Below are 18,786 nucleotides of genomic sequence, written 5' to 3' on the forward strand. Positions count from 1 at the left end.
GTTATGGCAGAGACAAGGGATTGGGCGAATTAATTATCTGATAGGATTAAAGAAATGTCAATAAAACTGCCAGGGCATTAGTTAATTTCCGAGAGAAATTTTACTGACAGCGGCCTGTACTCTTACTCAACGCATCACACGTTCTTAATCAAGAATAATTAAAACTATAGAAATATCTCCAAATATTCAAATTTCAGATGCCAGTAAATTAAAAAGTGAAAGTTTAGTTTTTCACCCCTTCATCCTTTTCGTGAATCTTAAGAATATCCAATAATACATCCTTCAATAATTCAAAATCAGCTGCTAGTTGCTGTGCATTAATTACCTCGTATTGCGCACTGTGCTTGCATAAATTACCCTTAGATGCAATTTCGGAAAGTGCCTGTTTGTACGCCTTTTTCTCCTCTTTCCTTTGAATTAATTTATCAAGTTTTTGGTTGAAAAATGCCGTAAACTCCTGCCCAGGATCTTTATTTAAGCAATTTTTGAGTGATTCAAAAAACGACCATGCGCAAACGTAAGCTAATAAAGCATCGTTTTTCAGACAAACTCTGCATAAAGATTTATAAAATCTTTGTATTTTAGTATTTCCCAACCTACTTAATGATTGGTACAACTCTTCCGAAAATTTAATTTTTTCAGGTATTGGGTCGTTAGCAGAGATATTTTTATCTGGTTGAGATCCTTGAGATCCAGTGCCTGACGAAGAGGTATTTGGATCTGGTTGAGATCCAATATCTGATGAAGGAGTATTTGAATCCTCATCGGTACTTGATTCCGATTTACCTCCTTTAGGTTTTGATGGTTTTCTAGCCCGAAAATTCTCTGCTTGATTTATAAAGTCAGGCTTCTCACCATCTCCTTTGAGCTCGCTGTGCAACAATCTGTAAAGACCGTTCAGGTTTTCATCAAATCCAGTTTTCAAAAAGTTCACAGGAAAATTATCTAAATGCAACTCACCGTAAATTCTTTGAGCCGCATATTTGTTTGAAGTTTGATAAAGCTCGGGCGGTATATTTCTATCACGCAAAGTTCCCAAAACAACACGGTTATTTCGAAGCAGTCGCAAACCGGGTTGTTTGTAACTACCTTTATTCATAATTGTAATGAAACCTTTAACTTTTCGACCTGCATAATCCAATTCAATTAATTTTTTCCAAGTAATATTTTCTCCTGAGCAGTTACCTCTTTTATCAAATATAGGAGCAATAAGCGGATCTGGATTACTTAATATATCCGTATCATTCTGAAGAACCAGTTGGTCAAAAATAATTGTTATTTTTAAAAATGAGAACTTGAAAAAAGTTTCTCGTAAAAAAGGCAATACTGTATCGCGAAAATATTCTTCTTCAAGTTCTCGCTCAATATTAGTAATTACAATAGAAGTATAGTGGGAATCGATCTTCTCCGGCATGCTTTCCACAACAATAGAATCTTTCCCAGTATGTAACAATAAATTGAGATCGAAAGAAGCTGTTAATTTTTCATTGTATCCTAATGCGCTTGTTTCAATTTTCCAAGTATTGGAAAACCAAATGGCTGAGGATTTAAGACCAATACCATACACTGATAAGCTATCTGCTTGATGACTAAAATCCTTTTTATGCCCCATGCGGATTGCACGCTGAAAATTATTTCTGTTAATTCCAAATGCATTATCACGAATGATCAGCATTTTCTTTTCTGAATCAACCTCAATCTGCACTTCTAACTTTTCAGGCCTAACCTCTTGATCAATGTAATCTATATACGATTGCACCGAGTTATCAACGAATTCAGCAATTGCATTCTCCATATTATATGAAAGCTTCTGAAGTACCTTATACAATTGCATCTCAGGAGACACATTCACTTCGAAAGTATTTTTTTGGTTTTCCATCTCTTTCCCTTTTTCAATTATTGAATATTGCAATAAGATTGGTTGATGCTATCCGCAATATCTCCTACGATTTTTGCATTGACCGCATTACCTAATGCTTTAAAAGCTTTCATTCTGTTATTTGGCAGACGGTTTAAATTCTGTAAATTCTGCAATCGAGCCGCTTCCTGGACGGACATATAACGGTTTTCAGATGGAATAATTGGGATTTGAGTTGGCGTCATTGAAATGAGTGAAGGAGCAATATGCGAGCGCAATACTCTAATACCAGAAGCTCTAAATTGAATTAAATGAGAATAAATATCCAAACAGGAAGAAAGACCACGCCATTCTAAAATTTGCCAACTATTATTATTCTTATCCAACCCTTCCGCCCAAGTTTTACATATCTCTGTTTGAGTGGCATATAACTCCCTAGAGTATAAAACAGATTTCAAAATCCAATTAGGTACTTTTTGAGCTTTACGCACATAGGACGGCATTTTCTGCAGAACTTCCGACCAAGATTGGCAACTCTCCAAACTCTGCCCATAAGCCCCTCTGTATTGGCGAATTTCTGACAAAGTCATAGATGCGAAATCTAGAGGATAATTCGCCCCGAACTCAGGAGCCACAATAGAAATCGAGGCAAGTTTTTTCAAATTAAGTTGCAATAACAACTTTTGCCAGTGGGCAAGCAGCTGAATTTTTGCTGGTTCAAGGCGTTTTGCATCGGTGTGATTTTTTAAAATCTGAGTTAGAGAAACCTTACCCAATCCTATAGAAGCAGGCCAATTAAAATAACCATTATCCAAGTCTTGACGGATTGCGACAATGAATACCCGCTTGCGATTTTGAGGAATACCCATATCGGTAGGTGAAATAATCTTATGATAAAGCCGATAACCACACTGAGAAAATGAATCCTGCAGATATTTCCAAAAGGCCCCCTCTGCAATACTGATAATGTTTGGAACATTTTCTAGTAAAATAAACTTAGGATGATGAAATTTAGCAATTCTTATCACATGGTCAATTAACTTACCTGATTTGGGACATTCTGCACCTTTTTTCTTTCCTGCCAATGAAAAAGGTTGACATGGAAACCCAGCACATATTACTTCGTGCGGTGGAATCTTCGAAACATCAATTTTTGTTACATCATCAAAAGGCTTAATACCGTAATTAAGATAATAAAGCTCCCTTAAATCCGGTTCAATTTCACAAGCAAAAACACATTGAAATCCTTTTTCAGATAACCCCACATGAAACCCTCCCAACCCCGCAAACAGATCAATAAATCTCATTATCATCCTCCTTGAGTAAACTCTTCTTAATGCTTGCTAAAATTGCTTTTCGCTAAATTACTAATATTTCTTACTAGATTAACTAGATGCTTCTCCAGCTCAGGATGCTGTTGTATCAATCTTTCGAGTTCCTTAAATTCGCGTGCGATTAACTCGGACTTTTCACTTTCATAAGGATCAACATCTAAAAAGGCACACAACTCCAACACTCTTAAGCCAACTATTTTGCATCTCCCTGATTTCAACCGCTGAATAAAATCCTTATTCAGCGGTACTTTTTTACCCATTGCAATATCTTCGGAATAAGTTTGGTTGTACAAATTCACGCACTCTCGCAAGGTTAATTTGCGTGATTTCAGAGCATGGTTTATGTCAACTGCAATCTGTGTATATGGCCGATAATGTTTCATTTTGTCTTAAAAAAATAATAATTTTATTAATTATATATTATAATTTTGATACAAATCAAGGGACAAACATCACGACGGCCGTATTAATAATTTAGCCAAACACATTTAAAAACAGACAAGGTGAAAAATGATATGACAATGGAGCTAAACGCTCCCATTTTGACTTAAAGCGCGAAACAGGAGAAAAAGTGCAACAGGGCATACTGAGCAGCACAGGTTATCCTGAGCCAGGTGAAAATCAGACAAAAGACACCCTGAGTAGAAATCTTAACCAAACTAATAAGTTGAAGCAGTACAGACTCACAATTCGATCTTCGATTTGACTGACTACACTAGCCACCCAATCTTCAGCAGTGAAGTAGTGTAAAAAATAGGAGCATGAAACGGTGACAAAAGCCCACCAATAAGAAAGACTATAAATAGATTTAAGGCAGCTTTAAAGCTGCCTTAAAAGGTAAATACATCTGAAGTATTAGCCGCTCACATCCAGTAGTAAGGATTTCCAATCTGATGGAGAATTCGCACTTTCCAACATATCCTTTGCCATATTTAGTCTCCGGCGAGTTGACGATAGCGAGCATAACAGAACGTGGAAGCAGGACGAATTGATTCAAGAGAGCTTTGCATGGATTTCTCCAAGAAACCGAGAAAGCTGCTGATAGCCGGGTCAGTCCCACATTCTTCATCAATTACATCTTTTTCAAGCAATACTTGTCCGCCTTCTAATACGGAGAAACAGAGTTTATCTTGTTTTTCCAATCCCAATGCTTTGCCTTCTGATTCCGAATTGGTTGTTTGGTTTTTACTGGTCATTGTAGACACTGCATTCAAAATAACATTCATATCCATATTACAACGGCTTAAAGGATTTGCATATTTGTTGAAATATACCACCTCTCCTATTGCAATCAAATCTCCTTACTACCGTCAAGAGTTTAGATACATGGACTATCTAAATCAAACTAGAAGTTATAACTCCAAAATTTACACTATCCACACAGGATAGTTATTTCCCATGGAAAATAAACCGATAAAAGTATATTCATTAGGAGACTCTGCACTCGTAGGGTTATTTAGCATCCAAGTTCAGACAATGTATGCATTTCAATATTTAATGCACCGGAACAAAATCTTCACTCAAGACAAAGATACCTCATTACGGCCGATAGCATCTAACGGTCTTTAACAAAAAAGTCGAATTGGTCTTTATCACCTGATTTATGGCTTGCCTTATAGCTACGCCTTACTTTGCTGACAGTCGACATACTGCAATTTAAGGTTGAGGCAATTTGCGTGATGCTCAAACCTTTCAAGGTCAACTGTATAATATTGTTATGCAACGTCTTGTTGGCAGCCCTGCCTTTCATTTTCCCTGCGGCTTTTGCCCGCTCTATTCCTTGCTGCGCACGGTCACGCCGGGTTTTCCAGTCCTCATGGGCAATACTTAATGCCATACGCAGAAACATTTTCTGCAGAGCTTCCATCAACGGTTCGGCCAAGTATTTAGGCAGCGAATCGTCGGCTCCCATTAGGTCATCGATATTGCCGAATGAAAACACATCAGGCACATGCAACCTAGCCCCCTTTTCGGTAATTTGTTTGATCAATAACTCCGCCTCTCTAGGGGGCAGTCTAGTGATTCGGTCTAACCGCTCGGCAATTACCCAATCGCCCTCTTGAAGATCATTAATTAGCCGGGTCAACTCGGGTCTGTTGGCATTTACTCCGCTGGCTTTTTCCTCATAGACACCCGCTATGTAAAACCCTTTTCTCTTAGCCTCTTCAATCACCTCTCGCTGTCTGTCCAAATTTTGTTGCAGAGTGCTTACCCGGAGATAGATACGGGCGACTTTGTTGGGTGTGGCCATGTATTTTGATTCCTGCAATTAATACAGTGGATTTTAAGTTACTGTATTTCTATTTTACAGGGGTGATTTAGAGACTGTAAATAGACTGTGGTCTATTTACAGGTTCCGAGAATGTTTTTAATCACCATAATTAGAAACCACCTGATTGCTTCAGGTGGTTTCCAAGTGTAAATATTACATGTGTTATTTTAGGACATCATTTCCGCTAAAATATTTTTATATCGTACGATATAAAATACAATTAAGCGGCATCGTTCATCTCTTCCGAATCCGAACTATCGTCACTACCATTGAGTTTGACGAAAGCAATTTTGCATTTGCCGCACCATAAATCCAGTGAAGGCTTACCCCACGCTTTGTCTCCACAGGATTGACAAAGATACGTCGCCTTACGTTTTGCGGCCGCTTCTAATTCTTGCTTTTCACTTAATGCAACCACGTCTATGTCGAACTGTTCTGAAAACGGCCGTATTAAAGAAAGCTCTGCCAAGCGATCTTCTTCGCTATCAAAAGTACAACCAGTATTTTCTTCAGGTACGGTTTCCTCCAGCGTTATCTCTTTAATAAGCGCAGCAGCCCCGAGACTTGTTTCCATTAATTGTTCAATATCATTATTTCGGACTTGGGATGTTCCTGTTTTAGCACATCGGTCATAAAAAGGCAGTTTATAGCCCATTTTTGAAAACACGATACACTGCAAATAAAAGGCTCCGTTTTTAATTGGGTAGTCGCTCATTCGCTGCCCGGTACGTTTCCCGCCCGGCTCACCGGTGCTGCTAGGCATCAGGCCGATAGATTCCATTTTATCGGCCCATTCTTTATTGTGATAAGTGCGGTGGCTAGGCTTGCCGAACTCATGCTGCCACAGATGCACCATCTCATGCACTAGCGTTTGCATTAATTCCAACGGTCGATGGGTAATAAAGTATTGCGGATTAAGTGCAATTTCATGCACCGTTTCCTCATCTTTGCCTTTTTGCCATCTATTGTTAGAGAAATAACCCATCACGCTACTGTCGCGCTGCAGCGTTAACAGACACGCCGGAAGTTGGCCGGCAAATAGCCGGTCATTAAAAAAATCGTAGGCATCCTGTATAAAGGTATACATTTGCATGGTGGGTTTCATCGTGGATTCATTCATGGCTGTTTAATTTATTTTATATCGTACGATATAAAATAAATTAAACAGTGGGAATAGTCAAACATTTACTTGAGCAATCTAACCCTTTAATTTAAAATAAGGTATGTTGTTTACTACTAATAGGAGGCGCAAATGCCCACCATTATTACCTCGCAAGATTTCAATCGACGTGTGAGCCAAGCTCAACGTGATTGTCAAAAAGAACCAGTTTTAATTACAAACCGAGGTCAATTGGCATACGTCCTGTTGAGTTACCAAGAATACGCCCGGTTATCAAAATCAAAACCCACAAGTATTGCGGAAGCCCTTTCGGCTCCGGCGGATGCCGATATGATTGACATCGACTTTGACCGCGCCACCATCGAAACCCGTGACAGTGAGGAATATTGATGTACTTACTGGATACGAATATTATTTCTGAAATTCGAAAAATCAACAGGGGACGGGCTAATCAGGGTGTAGTTGATTGGGCAACAAGTGTTGATGCAGTATTGATGTATATTAGCTGCATATCACTGCTTGAGATAGAAAGTGGTATTTTAAGCTTAGAGCGTAAAGACATACGCCAAGGACAGCTCTACCGTGATTGGTTTGAAAGTACAGTCAAACCACAATTCCATAACAAAGTGCTTCCTATTGATGGTGAGATTTCCCTGATATGTGCGCGAATGCACGTCCCGGACAAAAAGAACTTAGCAGATAGCTTAATTGCTGCGACAGCAATCAAACACAACCTGACTCTTGTTACACGCAATATAAAAGATTTTGAATATACGGGTGTACGCCTTTTAAACCCGTTTGTTTAACTTTAAATAGGATTCATTAATTCCGCCACTTGTCATTGCTATTTGCTCGGTATGCCAGCTCAAAGTACGTTGATGCTTTAGGATCAGTATAAAAATACATAACGCTTACTGGCACAGTCGCAAGCTTTATTTTCTTTTTTTTATTTTTTAGGGCAAATTAAATGGTTGTCTGAATTACTTCAGATGGCCATTTAATTTATTTAATAAAGTGCTCCAACCGGCTTGGCATATGCCTCAAATCTGTCTTCTAGCGTAGATTACGATATCACGCCTGAACCAAGGTCTTCTACTTCCAAAGACGTATCCCTCTAAGCTTTCGGCTTAACACTAGTTATACCGATATCCAAAAAAGCCGCTGCTTCCAGCCGATATAAAAATGCTGGCAAGCGGCGTAAGGTTGCATTGTAAAAATTTATTTACTGAAAGTCGCAGTCTTTTGTAAAGAAATGTATTGCGGCAAATTGTAAGGATCAATGCAATGGCTTCTCAACAATATAAACAATATTCCGTGCTGTTTTCCAGCACATGGGCGTTTACCGTCTGTTTCATGGTTTGGATGATGCTGGCAGTTGTCGGCATTCCGATTAAAAATGAATTGGGGCTGAGTGAAACAGAATTCGGTATTTTAGCGGCAACACCCGTGTTATCAGGCTCTTTAGTGCGCGTACCATTGGGTATTTGGACCGACCGCTTCGGTGGCCGTATCGTGCTTTTCCTATTAATGCTGGCTTGCGTGCCTGCAATTTTTGTCATGCAGTATGCCAATCAGTTCTGGCATTTCCTACTTATTGGTCTGATTATGGGATTAGCCGGCGGTTCGTTTTCGGTAGGCACTCCTTATGTAGCACGCTGGTTCCCGAAAAATCAGCAAGGCTTGGCAATGGGGATTTTTGGTGCCGGCAATGCCGGATCGGCCTTGAATAAATTTCTTGCACCGGCATTAATTGCTTACGGCACATGGCATTTTGTCCCAACTGTTTATGCTGCCATTATGTTGGGAACGGCCATGTTGTTTTGGTTTACTTCTTATAGCGATAAAAGCCATCAGGTATCTTCATCCGTTACTCTCAAGCAGCAGTTGGCTTTGCTGAAAGATCCGGGCGTATTGCGTTATAGCCAGCTTTATTCGGTGGTGTTCGGCGGTTATGTCGGCTTAGCTCTATGGATGACTAAATATTATGTAGGCGAATACGGTCTCTCTTTGCAAACTGCGGCATTCTTAGCAGCCTGTTTCTCTCTTCCCGGAGGCGTATTGCGTGCTTTCGGCGGGTATCTTTCAGACAAATTCGGTGCTTATAAAGTTACTTGGGCGGTTATGTGGGTATGTTGGGTATGCTTCTTCCTGCTTTCTTATCCGCAAACCCAATTACACATTCAAACTACCGATGGCGGCACGATGGCTATGCATATCGGCCTGAATGTAACTGTTTTCACTATTTTGATGTTTGCCGTAGGTATTGCCATGGCTGTGGGTAAAGCTTCGGTATTCAAATTTGTTGCTGATGATTACCCTACAAATATCGGGGCGGTATCAGGCATTGTCGGCTTGGCCGGTGGTTTGGGGGGGTTCCTGTTACCGATTATGTTCGGTGCGCTTGAAGATATCACCGGTATCCGCTCAACCAGTTTTATGCTGCTTTACGGAACAGTGTGCGTTTCTTTGGTATGGATGCACTTTTCCATGAAAGCCAAACGCATTGAAGCAGAACGGAAAAATAATTAATTATCTATAAATTAGTAAGAATTTACTATTTCAATTTGTTTTCAGACGGCATTTAATAATTGCCATAAACAAGGCCGTCTGAAAAGAAATATTTATTGGAGATAAAAATGAATCATTTGATTCAAGATTGGCGTCCTGAAGACAAACAGTTTTGGGAAACCAGCGGGCGAAAAACTGCCAAACGCAATTTGTGGATTTCCATTCCCGCGCTTTTACTGGCATTTGCCATTTGGCAAGTGTGGAGTGTTGCAGTGGTTAATTTGCCCAACATCGGTTTTCAATACAGTGAAAACCAGCTTTTTTGGTTGGCTGCTCTACCCGCACTCTCAGGCGCTACTTTACGGATTTTTTATTCGTTTATGGTCCCCGTATTCGGAGGTAGAAAGTGGACAGCAATTTCTACTGCCAGCCTGCTTTTACCCGCAATAGGTTTGGGCTTTGCCGTGCAAGATCCTTCCACCAGCTATTTAACCATGATGATATTGGCATTATTGTGTGGTTTTGGCGGAGGCAACTTTTCATCCAGTATGGCCAATATCAGCTTTTTCTTTCCAAAGGCTGAAAAAGGCACTGCACTCGGCCTCAATGCGGGTCTGGGTAATTTAGGGGTATCCGTTGTGCAATTCGTTGTACCGCTAATCATCACGGCAGGCGTTTTCGGCGCGTTCGGCGGTGATGCGCAAACATGGGTGAAAGGCGATGCCACCAAACAAGTTTGGTTGCAAAATGCGGGATTTATTTGGGTTCCCTTTATTATTCTTTCGACTTTGGCCGCTTGGTTCGGAATGAATGATTTGGCCAGTGCGAAAGCCAGCTTCAAAGAACAAGCAATTATTTTCAGCCGTAAGCACAATTGGATTATGTGTATTTTATATTTGGGTACTTTCGGCTCATTTATCGGCTTTGCCGCTGGCTTCCCGCTGTTGATTAAGGCACAATTTCCCGATGTCGATTCGGTTAAATATGCCTTTTTAGGTCCTTTGGTCGGTGCTTTGGCCCGCCCTATCGGCGGTTGGCTTTCCGATAAAATCAAAAGCGGTGCCAAAATCACTCAAATTGTATTCGCCGGTATGATTATCGCCGTATTAGGCGTGATCTCTTTCTTACCTAATAACGGCCAGGGCGGTAGTTTTTGGGGATTTTTCGCCTGCTTTATGGCACTTTTCGCCCTCACCGGCTTAGGCAATGGTTCGACTTTCATGCAGGTTCCCGTTATCTTCTTAAATATGCATGAAAAATTTGCACAAAACGGCTTAAAAACCGAAGAACAAGCTCGTTTGGATGCGACAAAGGAAGGTGCGGCTGTAATCGGCTTTACCGCAGCTTTTGCTGCATACGGCGGATTTTTTATTCCCAAAAGCTATGGTACTTCAATCGCATTAACCGGTAGTGTGAATGCGGCTTTGATTGCCTTTATTTGCTTCTACACCATCTGTTTGCTTTTAAATTATTGGTACTATGCACGCAAAAATGCCGAAGCAAAATGCTAAATATTAGATTGTAATCCGAGCTTTTATTTCTCTGGCCGAACAGTATTCATATTACTTTTCGGCCAGTTTTGTGTTAAAAAAGCCGCACCTTCTGCATATAAATGCAAAAAGCCTACCAATTCTTGCTCCTGAAAGATTTTAATTTTATGATATGTCCACAGGTATGCAGCAGCATACCGATATAAAGGACACATACATGAACAAAACCAAAATCTTCACCTTGTTTGCTGCCGCTGCCGTATTGGCTATCGGCGCTAATGCGTATGCAGCCAAAGAAATCAAAATTGCAGCCGATAACAGCGGCTATTCGCAAGATGATGCGCAAAAATTGGCTTCTACCGCTGTAAGCATGGGTGTTAAAGAACCGGTTAACCTCAACTTGGCCGGCGGTAACTTAACCGTATCAGGCAGCAACAGCACCAAATGCGTTTTTAAAGTAGGTAGTGAAAGCAAACCCAAAATTCAGGGCGTAAGCTGTAAATAAACTTTTTTAATCATGCAGAGCCGTCTGAAAAATTATTCAGGCGGCTCTGTTTTCATTTAGAATAGCCGCACAAAAATTTCAATAAATATTTATTTTTATCATGCAAATATATCTTGTCGGCGGTGCTGTACGTGATTTTCTATTGGGTTTACCTGTTAAAGACCGAGATTGGGTCGTTGTCGGTGCAGATGTTCAAACCATGCTGGCACAAGGGTTTTCTCCGGTAGGAAAAGACTTTCCCGTATTTCTGCATCCGAACACACATGAAGAATATGCTTTGGCACGCACCGAGCGCAAAACTGCCAAAGGCTATGCGGGCTTTGTGTTCCATACCGACAAAAATATCACACTCGAACAAGACCTTGAGCGCCGTGATCTAACTATTAATGCAATGGCGCAAACGTCCGAGGGCGAAATTATCGACCCCTTCGGCGGTCAAGCCGACTTGGCCAACCGCGTATTACGCCATGTTTCCCCCGCTTTTGCCGAAGATCCGGTCAGAATTCTCCGGGTTGCCCGTTTTGCCGCCCGCTATGATTTTGAGGTGGCCTCCGAAACCATGCAACTGATGAAAGATATGGTTGCGGCGGGTGAAGTAGATGCTTTGGTTGCCGAGCGTGTTTGGCAGGAATTATCTAAAGGTTTAATGGAATCTTACCCGGCAAAAATGATTGAAATTTTGCGTGAATGCGGGGCATTGGAAATATTACTTCCCGAAGTGGAAGCCTTATTCGGCGTCCCCCAACGTGCGGACTACCATCCTGAAGTAGATACCGGTATCCATACCCTAATGGTACTTCAACAAGCAGCCGAAATGCAGTTGAGCCTGCCTGAGCGTTATGCCGCACTACTGCATGATTTAGGTAAGGCATTAACTCCGCCCGATATTTTACCCAAGCATCACGGGCATGATATCGCCGGCGTTGATCCTGCCCGCAGGGTTAATGCCCGTTGGCGCGTCCCCAAGCATTGTGCAGAGCTGGCGGAACTGGTATGCCGTTGGCACATTATTTTTCATAGTGTTAGCGAACTCAAACCGCAAACCGTACTTAATACTTTGAAAAAAACCGATGCCTTCCGCCGCCCAGAACGTTTTCAGGCTGCCTTGAATGTGTGTGTTGCCGATACGCGCGGCAGACTACATCGGGAAAACACCCCCTACCCCCAGCGCGATCATTGGCTGGCTCTATTGGATGCTGCTAACAATATCGACACAACTGCTATTGTCAACACCCATAAGGATTGTCCTCACAAAATCGCAGAAGCAATCGATCATGCGCGTCTAACCGAAATTACACCTTTGCAAGCGGCATACCGTAAGATTACAAGTATTCATACGTATTAGAAAAAGTATAAAAATATTACAATGCTGTCTGAAAATTATGCTTTCTTAATTGCCTACATATAAATTTTTCAGACGGCCTGTAAACCTTACAAACGATAATAGCCGAAATCAAACAAATACTACCGGTTGATCATGAAAAAGTGCCTGCCTTGTTTCTACAGGCTTTCTCATTTTTGCTAACGATTTATTACGTTTTAGAAATTGACTTGATTGCCCGACTTGATATCATTCCATATGAATGACATCGGTGTCTTTTTAGACAGTATAATGCAGTACCCCATACCTTTTAATTACACCCCGCCGACAGGAATAAAACCATGCAGCTAAAAAACGAAGCCATGCTGATTACCTATGCCGATAGTTTAGGCAATAATTTAAAAGACTTAGCCAAAGTATTACAAGGTCCTTTAAAAGATGTGGTCGGCGGGGTGCACATTCTTCCCTTTTTCCCCTCATCAGGTGATCGCGGTTTTGCCCCTATGGATTACACCAAAGTTGATCCTTCGTTCGGAAATTGGGAAGATATTCGGGCTTTGGCAGAAAATTATTATTTGATGTTCGACTTTATGGTCAACCATATTTCAGCCCAATCCCCTTATTTTAAAGACTTTTTAGCTAAAAAAGACCAATCCGAATACGCTGATTTATTTATCCGCTACAAAAATTTCTGGCCAAATGGCAAGCCTACCCAAGAACAAGTAGATCTAATCTACAAACGCAAACCGCGCGCGCCCTATCGTATTGCCGAGTTTGCCGACGGCACCCAAGAAAAAGTGTGGTGTACTTTTGATGAAGAGCAAGTGGATTTGGATGTCACCACACCCACCACCAAAAAATTCATCAAAAACAATTTGGAATTTCTAAGCAAGCAAGGAGCTTCGATTATCCGTTTAGATGCTTTTGCTTACGCCAATAAAAAAATCGGCACCAACTGCTTTTTTATCGAACCCGAAATTTGGAAAACTTTGCGGGAATGTACCGATGTATTGGACGCGCACAACGTAGCCGTATTGCCGGAAATTCACGAACACTACACTATCCAGCTGAAAATTGCCGAACACGGTTATTATGTATACGACTTCGCTCTGCCGATGCTGGTATTACATACCTTGTTTAGCAGCCGGGTTGACCGTTTGGTACATTGGATGGAAATTTGCCCGCGCAAACAATTCACTACACTCGATACGCACGACGGCATCGGAGTTGTGGATGTAAAGGATTTAATGACGGACGAAGAAACCGAAGCAGCGCGTGAAGCCTTATATGCCCAAGGCGCAAATGTTAAGAAAAAATACAGCAGTGCCGAATACAATAATCTCGATATTTATCAGATCAATTGTACTTATTATTCGGCATTGGGCAATGACGACCAAGCCTATCTGCTGGCACGCGTATTACAGTGTTTCGCCCCCGGTATTCCGCAGATTTATTATGTCGGCCTACTGGCCGGTGAAAATGATATCGAGCTATTGGAAAAAACCAAAGAAGGCCGCAATATCAACCGCCATTACTATACGTTAGAGGAAATCGAGGCCGCCGTACAACGTCCAGTTGTGCAACGTTTATTTGGCCTTCTGAAATTCCGTAATACCAGCAAAGCATTTGATGGAGAATTCAGCGTAAAAGCTTTGAATGAAAATACAATTGAAATTACCTGGAATAATACGGCCGAAAAAATCAGTACGAAAATGACCGCAAATATCTGTAATAAAACCTTTACCATTATAGAAACCGTAAACGGCAAAGATCATGAAATCAAAATTTAGCATAATGAGCGTGATATAACCTTTATATCAAATATGCCGTCTGAAAAAGTTTTCAGACGGCATATTTGATATTTCGTAGTTAGATATTAAAAATATAACCACCAAGGACAAATTAATCCTATTTTAAATACACCCTACCATTTTCCATCTGCCAAGTTTCTTCGGCTAATGCATGGGCATCCGCCTTATCATGAGTAATCAAAATCATCGGTACACCTGTTTGTGCTTGTAACAAAGCCAATTCCTCACGCGTATGCTTTCGCAAATCAGTATCCAACGCAGAAAAAGGCTCATCCAACAAAAGCAAGCGCGGTTTGACAGCTAAAGCCCGTGCTAATGCGGTACGCTGTTTTTGCCCACCGGAAATCTGGCTAGGCAGTTTGTTTGCAATATGGCCGATTTTTAATATATCCAGCCAAAACGCCACCTCTTCAGACGGCCTTTTACCCGGATTGCGCCATCCTTGCTGCAAACCGAAACCGATATTTTGAGCCACAGTTAGGTGAGGAAACAGCGCATAATCTTGAAATACCAAGCCTGCTTTGCGCTGTTGTATCGGTAAATTGATATTGGTTTCCGAATCAAACCAGATTTCACCGTCGATTTTGATGTGACCGGCATCCGGAGCAAGCAGTCCGGCCAAAATTTGCAAAGTCAGGCTTTTACCGGCACCTGAGGCTCCGATCAAAGCTAGCTTTTCAGCATTGGTTGCCAATTTTACTGCCAAAGAAAAGCCGGAAAAATTTTTTTCAATATCAATATCAAACTGCATCACGCGCACTTCCGTCTTTTGCCTTGGCCAGTTTGCCTAAGACCAACAAAATTATGATACACACAATCGAAATCAATAATACTAAACGGTTGGCCAATATATCGTTACCGGCTTGAACAGCTTCATAAACGGCAATTGACAATGTTTGTGTTTGCCCCGGAATACTGCCCGCTACCATTAAAGTTGCCCCAAACTCTCCTAAGGCACGGGCAAAAGCAAGCAACATTCCTGCCAAAATGCCGCGCCAAGCCAGGGGCAGACTTACTCTGAAAAAAACAGAAAGCGAACCCAAGCCCAATACCTTGGCCGCTTGTTCAAGCTGTGGCGGCACACTTTCGAATGCGGAGCGTGCGGGCTTGAATACCAACGGAAAAGTAACCACCATGGCGGCGATAACCGCGCCCTGCCAAGTAAAAATCAAATTAATACCGAAGGTATCCTGTAACCATGTGCCGAAAGCTCCGTTTCTACCGAGCAACACCAATAAGTAATAACCCAGCACTGTAGGCGGCATCACCATCGGCAAGGTCAGCAGCGTATCCAACAGCTCCCGGCCGAAAAAACGCCAACGTGCCAAAACAAATCCGGCTGCAGTGCCAAGCAGCAGGTTACAGAAAGTGGCGATACCGGCAACTTTGAGCGACAACCATAATGCGGTTAATGCAGAAGCTTCTTCCATATTCGAACTTATATAAAAAGGCCGTCTGAAAACTTCAGACGGCATAATTGTATCGTTTCGCTATTTTACACGTATTCTATAAAAATGCTTAAGCACTAAAAATGCTTAAGCACTTTGAAGTATGGATAAAAGATCGTTTTATTACAAGCTGCGGTGTACTCGCGCCGGATTACCGAAAGCAACTACTCCGGCCGGAATATCGCGTACCACCACGCTGCCTGCACCGATCATACAGTCGGCCCCGATTTCTACGGTTTGGATAACACAACTGCCAATGCCTACTTGGGTACGCGCGCCAACAGTTACGCTGCCGGCTAAGGCTGCTTTTGGCGCAATATGCGCATAATCACCAATAATACAATCATGTTCGACAATGGAACCGGTATTGAGAATGACACCCGAACCAATTTTAGCTCCGGCATTCACCACTACCCCAGCCATTGCCACTGTACCCGGGCCTATTTCGGCACCGGGCGAAACCACCGCATGGGGGTGAATCAAGCTAACCGGTGAAAAGCCTGCTGCAATGACTTTTTCACTTAGTTTTTGCCGTGTTGTATTATTACCTACGCCGATAACCATATCGCCCGGCGGTAACGATTCATGAAAAGGCGTACCATTGGCATCATCAAGAAATACAATGTTTTTATAATTAAAAAATCTGGCAATATCGGCTACTACCCTGCCATGCCCGCCTGCACCATAGATATAAAGCAGCGTTGAATTCATCAAAAACTCTATGTTATTAAGCTGTAAATCAAAGCATCATATTTTTATTAAAAAAGCGGCGCGCATTATAGCAATAAAAAAACTTGTACGCCGATAAATTTTGACAAACGATCAATATGATGTTTGAATTAACTAACCCGATATTAAATAATAAGAAATTAGAAATTAAGTCGGCCGGCTTTTTAATTTGAAAGTAAAAATAATACCGAAAAAAATAATTTATCTAATTAAATATTAGCTACCATACCAACATTCTTTTGCAGACGTGGTATAGGTTAATTGACAAATTAAACCGCTGGCAGTTTCAGAAATTTTTATGGTTTACCAAAACCATACTTTCTTAAAATATTTTGCGCTTCGACAGAGGCCAGATAGTCAGTAAATCTCCGTGCTTCAGTGGCTTGCCGGCTGTCTTTTACTACTGCCGCCGGATAGGATACCGTCTTGTCTGTTTGCACCGTTGCAGCAATTTTGACTTTACCCGGCATTAAAGCAGCATCTGTACGATAAACAAAACCCGCATCTACCTCTCCCCTTGCCACATAATCCAAAGATTGGCGTACATGTTGGGTTTGAATGATCTTCGGAAGAACCTTCTGCCACTGCCCGCTTCTTTCCAATGCTGCCTTCCCATACCTGCCTGCCGGAACTGAAGCCGGATTACTTAACGCGATTCGGCGAACATCGGGAGATGGCAAATCGTTTATACTGCGGATATTCAAACGGCTTTTCACAGGCACAACCAATACCAGCGTATTACGTGCAAATATCTTTCTAGCCGCCTTATCAACAATACCGGCCGCTTGCGCCTTATCCATCGTTTCATCATCGGCAAACGCCAATACATCTACAGGTGCTCCCCGTATCGCCTGTTGCAGCAATGTTCCCGAACCTGCCGTATTTAAACGGATTACGGTATCCGGATAACGTTTTTGATACTGCCCGGCAATATCTTTGAAAGCATTCGACAAACTTGCTGCAGCAGATACGGTAATTTCTGCTGCCCAAACAGAGCTTTGACAACACAATAATGCAGAGCCCAATATAAGAAAGTGTAATTTCATAACTATTTTTCCAAAGTTAAATACAAACAGAATTTTGGCTTTTATCGATTAGAAAAAACAAGACAACAGAATAACTGCCGCTAAAGTAGTATTTTTTACAAATTAAGGTAGGCATTATATCCGATAAATTTATGCTAAGAGGCCGCCAAAATGCTTATGTCGATTATTTACGCTTACGGCAGATATTTTCAAACGGCCTATGCTGATGTTATGCTGACATTATGAAAATATTTACTTTTTTATAGATACACATTCATTGAGAACATCATTATGTACAATTTTAAAAATGATTATGCCGAAGGCGCCCATCCGAATATTCTGAATCGTTTGCTTGTCAGCAATTTAGAGCAACACGAAGGCTACGGAGCTGATTTTTACAGTATTAAAGCCAAAGAAATCCTACGCGGCTTGATCCAAAATGAATCCGCCGCCATCCACTTTCTAAGCGGCGGCACACAAACCAACCGTTTGGCCATGACTGCTTTTTTACGTCCGCACGAAGCAGTTATTTCTCCTTCAAGCGGTCATATTGCAACTAACGAAGCCGGAGCCATCGAAGCAAGCGGCCATAAAGTCATTACCGCCCCGGCGGAACACGGAAAGCTTACTGTTTCAGCCATCGAAGCCGTTGTGAAAAATCACAGCCTCGCTCCGCATGTGGTAAAACCGAAGCTGGTATATATTTCGCAGGCCACCGAAGTTGGTACAGTTTATAACTTGGCCGAATTAGAGGCTCTCTCAAATTATTGCCGTAATCATGGCTTATATTTTTACATCGATGGTGCACGTTTGGGGAGCGCCATAATGGCGGAAGGGTGCGATGTTACACTGCCCGACTTAGCCCGCCTGACCGATGCTTTCTATATCGGAGCCACTAAAAACGGCGGCTTGCTCGGTGAAGCCATGGTAATTGCCAACCCTGATTTGCAAAATGATTTTGATTATATCGTCAAACAAAACGGCGCTTTGCTTTCCAAAGGCCGTTTACTGGGTATCCAATATTTCGAACTTTTTTCAGACGGCCTTTATTTCGAGTTGGCTCGTCATGCCAATACAATGGCTGCTAAAATTACGGCTGCTTTACGCGGAAAAGGTTATAATTTTTTAACAGATTCCACTACCAATCAAATATTTCCGATTCTTCCCTATAGTTTGATTGAAAAACTGAAAAGTGATTTTGATTTTTATATTTGGCAAGCAATTGATAACAACCATGCAGCGATACGCTTGATTACTTCGTGGGCGACACCTGAAAGTGCAGTCGATCAGTTTATTGCGGCATTAGAATAAATTGCTGTCAAAAATATATTTTCAGGCCGTCTGAAATACTTTTTCAGACGGCCT

Annotated in this window: 18 protein-coding genes; 8 read left to right on the forward strand and 10 right to left on the reverse strand. The window is 41.6% G+C overall.

Going from position 1 to position 18,786, the window contains the following annotated elements; all coding sequences use genetic code 11:
• Positions 1–223: 223 nt before the first annotated feature.
• From LVJ86_RS05590 to LVJ86_RS05615, 6 genes are all read right to left on the reverse strand, one after another.
• A complete protein-coding gene (locus LVJ86_RS05590) occupies positions 224–1,879 on the reverse strand; it encodes an ATP-binding protein (protein WP_047760091.1) in 1,656 nt (551 codons plus the stop codon).
• A 17-nt stretch (positions 1,880–1,896) separates the two neighbouring features.
• The gene (locus LVJ86_RS05595; protein ID WP_047760092.1) at positions 1,897–3,165 is read right to left on the reverse strand and encodes a DNA cytosine methyltransferase; all 1,269 of its coding nucleotides are present in this window, start codon (positions 3,163–3,165) and stop codon (positions 1,897–1,899) included.
• Positions 3,166–3,191: 26 nt separating this feature from the next.
• Entirely contained in the window at positions 3,192–3,452 is a 261-nt protein-coding gene (locus LVJ86_RS05600; RefSeq protein WP_152667024.1) for a hypothetical protein, read from the reverse strand.
• Between the two features lie 672 nt (positions 3,453–4,124).
• Positions 4,125–4,424, reverse strand: a complete 300-nt coding sequence (locus tag LVJ86_RS05605; RefSeq protein ID WP_235284575.1) for a type II toxin-antitoxin system PrlF family antitoxin — start codon at positions 4,422–4,424, stop codon at positions 4,125–4,127.
• A 323-nt stretch (positions 4,425–4,747) separates the two neighbouring features.
• The gene (locus LVJ86_RS05610) at positions 4,748–5,443 is read right to left on the reverse strand and encodes a recombinase family protein (protein WP_047760094.1); all 696 of its coding nucleotides are present in this window, start codon (positions 5,441–5,443) and stop codon (positions 4,748–4,750) included.
• A gap of 241 nt (positions 5,444–5,684) precedes the next feature.
• Entirely contained in the window at positions 5,685–6,569 is an 885-nt protein-coding gene (locus LVJ86_RS05615) for a SprT-like domain-containing protein (RefSeq protein ID WP_053008286.1), read from the reverse strand.
• 147 nt (positions 6,570–6,716) lie between these two features.
• Here LVJ86_RS05615 and LVJ86_RS05620 point away from each other — a divergent pair, with 147 nt between their 5' ends.
• The 7 genes from LVJ86_RS05620 to gtfA all read left to right on the forward strand — a co-directional run bounded on the left by LVJ86_RS05620 (position 6,717) and on the right by gtfA (position 14,198).
• Positions 6,717–6,974, forward strand: coding sequence for a type II toxin-antitoxin system prevent-host-death family antitoxin (locus LVJ86_RS05620; protein ID WP_047760095.1), 258 nt, complete (start codon positions 6,717–6,719; stop codon positions 6,972–6,974).
• Positions 6,974–7,390 carry a type II toxin-antitoxin system VapC family toxin gene (locus tag LVJ86_RS05625; protein WP_047760096.1) on the forward strand — a complete coding sequence of 139 codons (417 nt, stop codon included), beginning with the start codon at positions 6,974–6,976 and terminating at the stop codon, positions 7,388–7,390. The genes LVJ86_RS05620 and LVJ86_RS05625 overlap by 1 nt, the downstream gene beginning before the upstream one ends.
• Positions 7,391–7,868: 478 nt before the next feature.
• Positions 7,869–9,113, forward strand: a complete 1,245-nt coding sequence (locus LVJ86_RS05630; protein WP_047760097.1) for an MFS transporter — start codon at positions 7,869–7,871, stop codon at positions 9,111–9,113.
• Between the two features lie 107 nt (positions 9,114–9,220).
• Positions 9,221–10,603 carry a NarK family nitrate/nitrite MFS transporter gene (locus LVJ86_RS05635; protein ID WP_047760098.1) on the forward strand — a complete coding sequence of 461 codons (1,383 nt, stop codon included), beginning with the start codon at positions 9,221–9,223 and terminating at the stop codon, positions 10,601–10,603.
• 196 nt (positions 10,604–10,799) lie between these two features.
• Positions 10,800–11,087, forward strand: a complete 288-nt coding sequence (locus tag LVJ86_RS05640) for a hypothetical protein (protein WP_047760099.1) — start codon at positions 10,800–10,802, stop codon at positions 11,085–11,087.
• Positions 11,088–11,187: 100 nt separating this feature from the next.
• Complete coding sequence (locus LVJ86_RS05645) at positions 11,188–12,432, forward strand: multifunctional CCA addition/repair protein (RefSeq protein WP_047760100.1); 1,245 nt, start codon at positions 11,188–11,190, stop codon at positions 12,430–12,432.
• A gap of 317 nt (positions 12,433–12,749) precedes the next feature.
• Positions 12,750–14,198, forward strand: a complete 1,449-nt coding sequence (gene gtfA, locus LVJ86_RS05650; RefSeq protein ID WP_047760101.1) for a sucrose phosphorylase — start codon at positions 12,750–12,752, stop codon at positions 14,196–14,198.
• Between the two features lie 118 nt (positions 14,199–14,316).
• On the opposite strand, the gene LVJ86_RS05655 is transcribed toward gtfA, so the two are convergent.
• From LVJ86_RS05655 to modA, 4 genes are all read right to left on the reverse strand, one after another.
• Positions 14,317–14,970, reverse strand: a complete 654-nt coding sequence (locus LVJ86_RS05655; protein WP_047760102.1) for a sulfate/molybdate ABC transporter ATP-binding protein — start codon at positions 14,968–14,970, stop codon at positions 14,317–14,319.
• Positions 14,960–15,649, reverse strand: coding sequence for a molybdate ABC transporter permease subunit (modB, locus tag LVJ86_RS05660; RefSeq protein WP_047760103.1), 690 nt, complete (start codon positions 15,647–15,649; stop codon positions 14,960–14,962). The genes LVJ86_RS05655 and modB overlap by 11 nt, the downstream gene beginning before the upstream one ends.
• 141 nt (positions 15,650–15,790) lie before the next feature.
• A complete protein-coding gene (locus LVJ86_RS05665; protein WP_047760104.1) occupies positions 15,791–16,378 on the reverse strand; it encodes an acetyltransferase in 588 nt (195 codons plus the stop codon).
• A gap of 314 nt (positions 16,379–16,692) precedes the next feature.
• On the reverse strand, positions 16,693–17,442 hold the full coding sequence (gene modA / locus LVJ86_RS05670) for a molybdate ABC transporter substrate-binding protein (protein WP_047760105.1): 750 nt from the start codon (positions 17,440–17,442) through the stop codon (positions 16,693–16,695).
• 270 nt (positions 17,443–17,712) lie between these two features.
• Here modA and LVJ86_RS05675 point away from each other — a divergent pair, with 270 nt between their 5' ends.
• On the forward strand, positions 17,713–18,732 hold the full coding sequence (locus LVJ86_RS05675; RefSeq protein ID WP_047760106.1) for a threonine aldolase family protein: 1,020 nt from the start codon (positions 17,713–17,715) through the stop codon (positions 18,730–18,732).
• Positions 18,733–18,786: the final 54 nt, after the last annotated feature.

This window comes from Neisseria arctica (assembly GCF_022870905.1).
Lineage (GTDB): Bacteria > Pseudomonadota > Gammaproteobacteria > Burkholderiales > Neisseriaceae > Neisseria > Neisseria arctica.

What these genes read in the sequence shown, in the direction of transcription:
- LVJ86_RS05590 (WP_047760091.1), bottom strand. Translation starts at nt 1,879, where the DNA reads ATGGAAAACCAAAAAAATACTTTCGAAGTGAATGTGTCTCCTGAGATG.
- LVJ86_RS05595 (WP_047760092.1), bottom strand. Translation starts at nt 3,165, where the DNA reads ATGAGATTTATTGATCTGTTTGCGGGGTTGGGAGGGTTTCATGTGGGG.
- LVJ86_RS05600 (WP_152667024.1), bottom strand. Translation starts at nt 3,452, where the DNA reads ATGGGTAAAAAAGTACCGCTGAATAAGGATTTTATTCAGCGGTTGAAA.
- LVJ86_RS05605 (WP_235284575.1), bottom strand. Translation starts at nt 4,424, where the DNA reads ATGGATATGAATGTTATTTTGAATGCAGTGTCTACAATGACCAGTAAA.
- LVJ86_RS05610 (WP_047760094.1), bottom strand. Translation starts at nt 5,443, where the DNA reads ATGGCCACACCCAACAAAGTCGCCCGTATCTATCTCCGGGTAAGCACT.
- LVJ86_RS05615 (WP_053008286.1), bottom strand. Translation starts at nt 6,569, where the DNA reads ATGAAACCCACCATGCAAATGTATACCTTTATACAGGATGCCTACGAT.
- LVJ86_RS05620 (WP_047760095.1), top strand. Translation starts at nt 6,717, where the DNA reads ATGCCCACCATTATTACCTCGCAAGATTTCAATCGACGTGTGAGCCAA.
- LVJ86_RS05625 (WP_047760096.1), top strand. Translation starts at nt 6,974, where the DNA reads ATGTACTTACTGGATACGAATATTATTTCTGAAATTCGAAAAATCAAC.
- LVJ86_RS05630 (WP_047760097.1), top strand. Translation starts at nt 7,869, where the DNA reads ATGGCTTCTCAACAATATAAACAATATTCCGTGCTGTTTTCCAGCACA.
- LVJ86_RS05635 (WP_047760098.1), top strand. Translation starts at nt 9,221, where the DNA reads ATGAATCATTTGATTCAAGATTGGCGTCCTGAAGACAAACAGTTTTGG.
- LVJ86_RS05640 (WP_047760099.1), top strand. Translation starts at nt 10,800, where the DNA reads ATGAACAAAACCAAAATCTTCACCTTGTTTGCTGCCGCTGCCGTATTG.
- LVJ86_RS05645 (WP_047760100.1), top strand. Translation starts at nt 11,188, where the DNA reads ATGCAAATATATCTTGTCGGCGGTGCTGTACGTGATTTTCTATTGGGT.
- gtfA (WP_047760101.1), top strand. Translation starts at nt 12,750, where the DNA reads ATGCAGCTAAAAAACGAAGCCATGCTGATTACCTATGCCGATAGTTTA.
- LVJ86_RS05655 (WP_047760102.1), bottom strand. Translation starts at nt 14,970, where the DNA reads ATGCAGTTTGATATTGATATTGAAAAAAATTTTTCCGGCTTTTCTTTG.
- modB (WP_047760103.1), bottom strand. Translation starts at nt 15,649, where the DNA reads ATGGAAGAAGCTTCTGCATTAACCGCATTATGGTTGTCGCTCAAAGTT.
- LVJ86_RS05665 (WP_047760104.1), bottom strand. Translation starts at nt 16,378, where the DNA reads ATGAATTCAACGCTGCTTTATATCTATGGTGCAGGCGGGCATGGCAGG.
- modA (WP_047760105.1), bottom strand. Translation starts at nt 17,442, where the DNA reads ATGAAATTACACTTTCTTATATTGGGCTCTGCATTATTGTGTTGTCAA.
- LVJ86_RS05675 (WP_047760106.1), top strand. Translation starts at nt 17,713, where the DNA reads ATGTACAATTTTAAAAATGATTATGCCGAAGGCGCCCATCCGAATATT.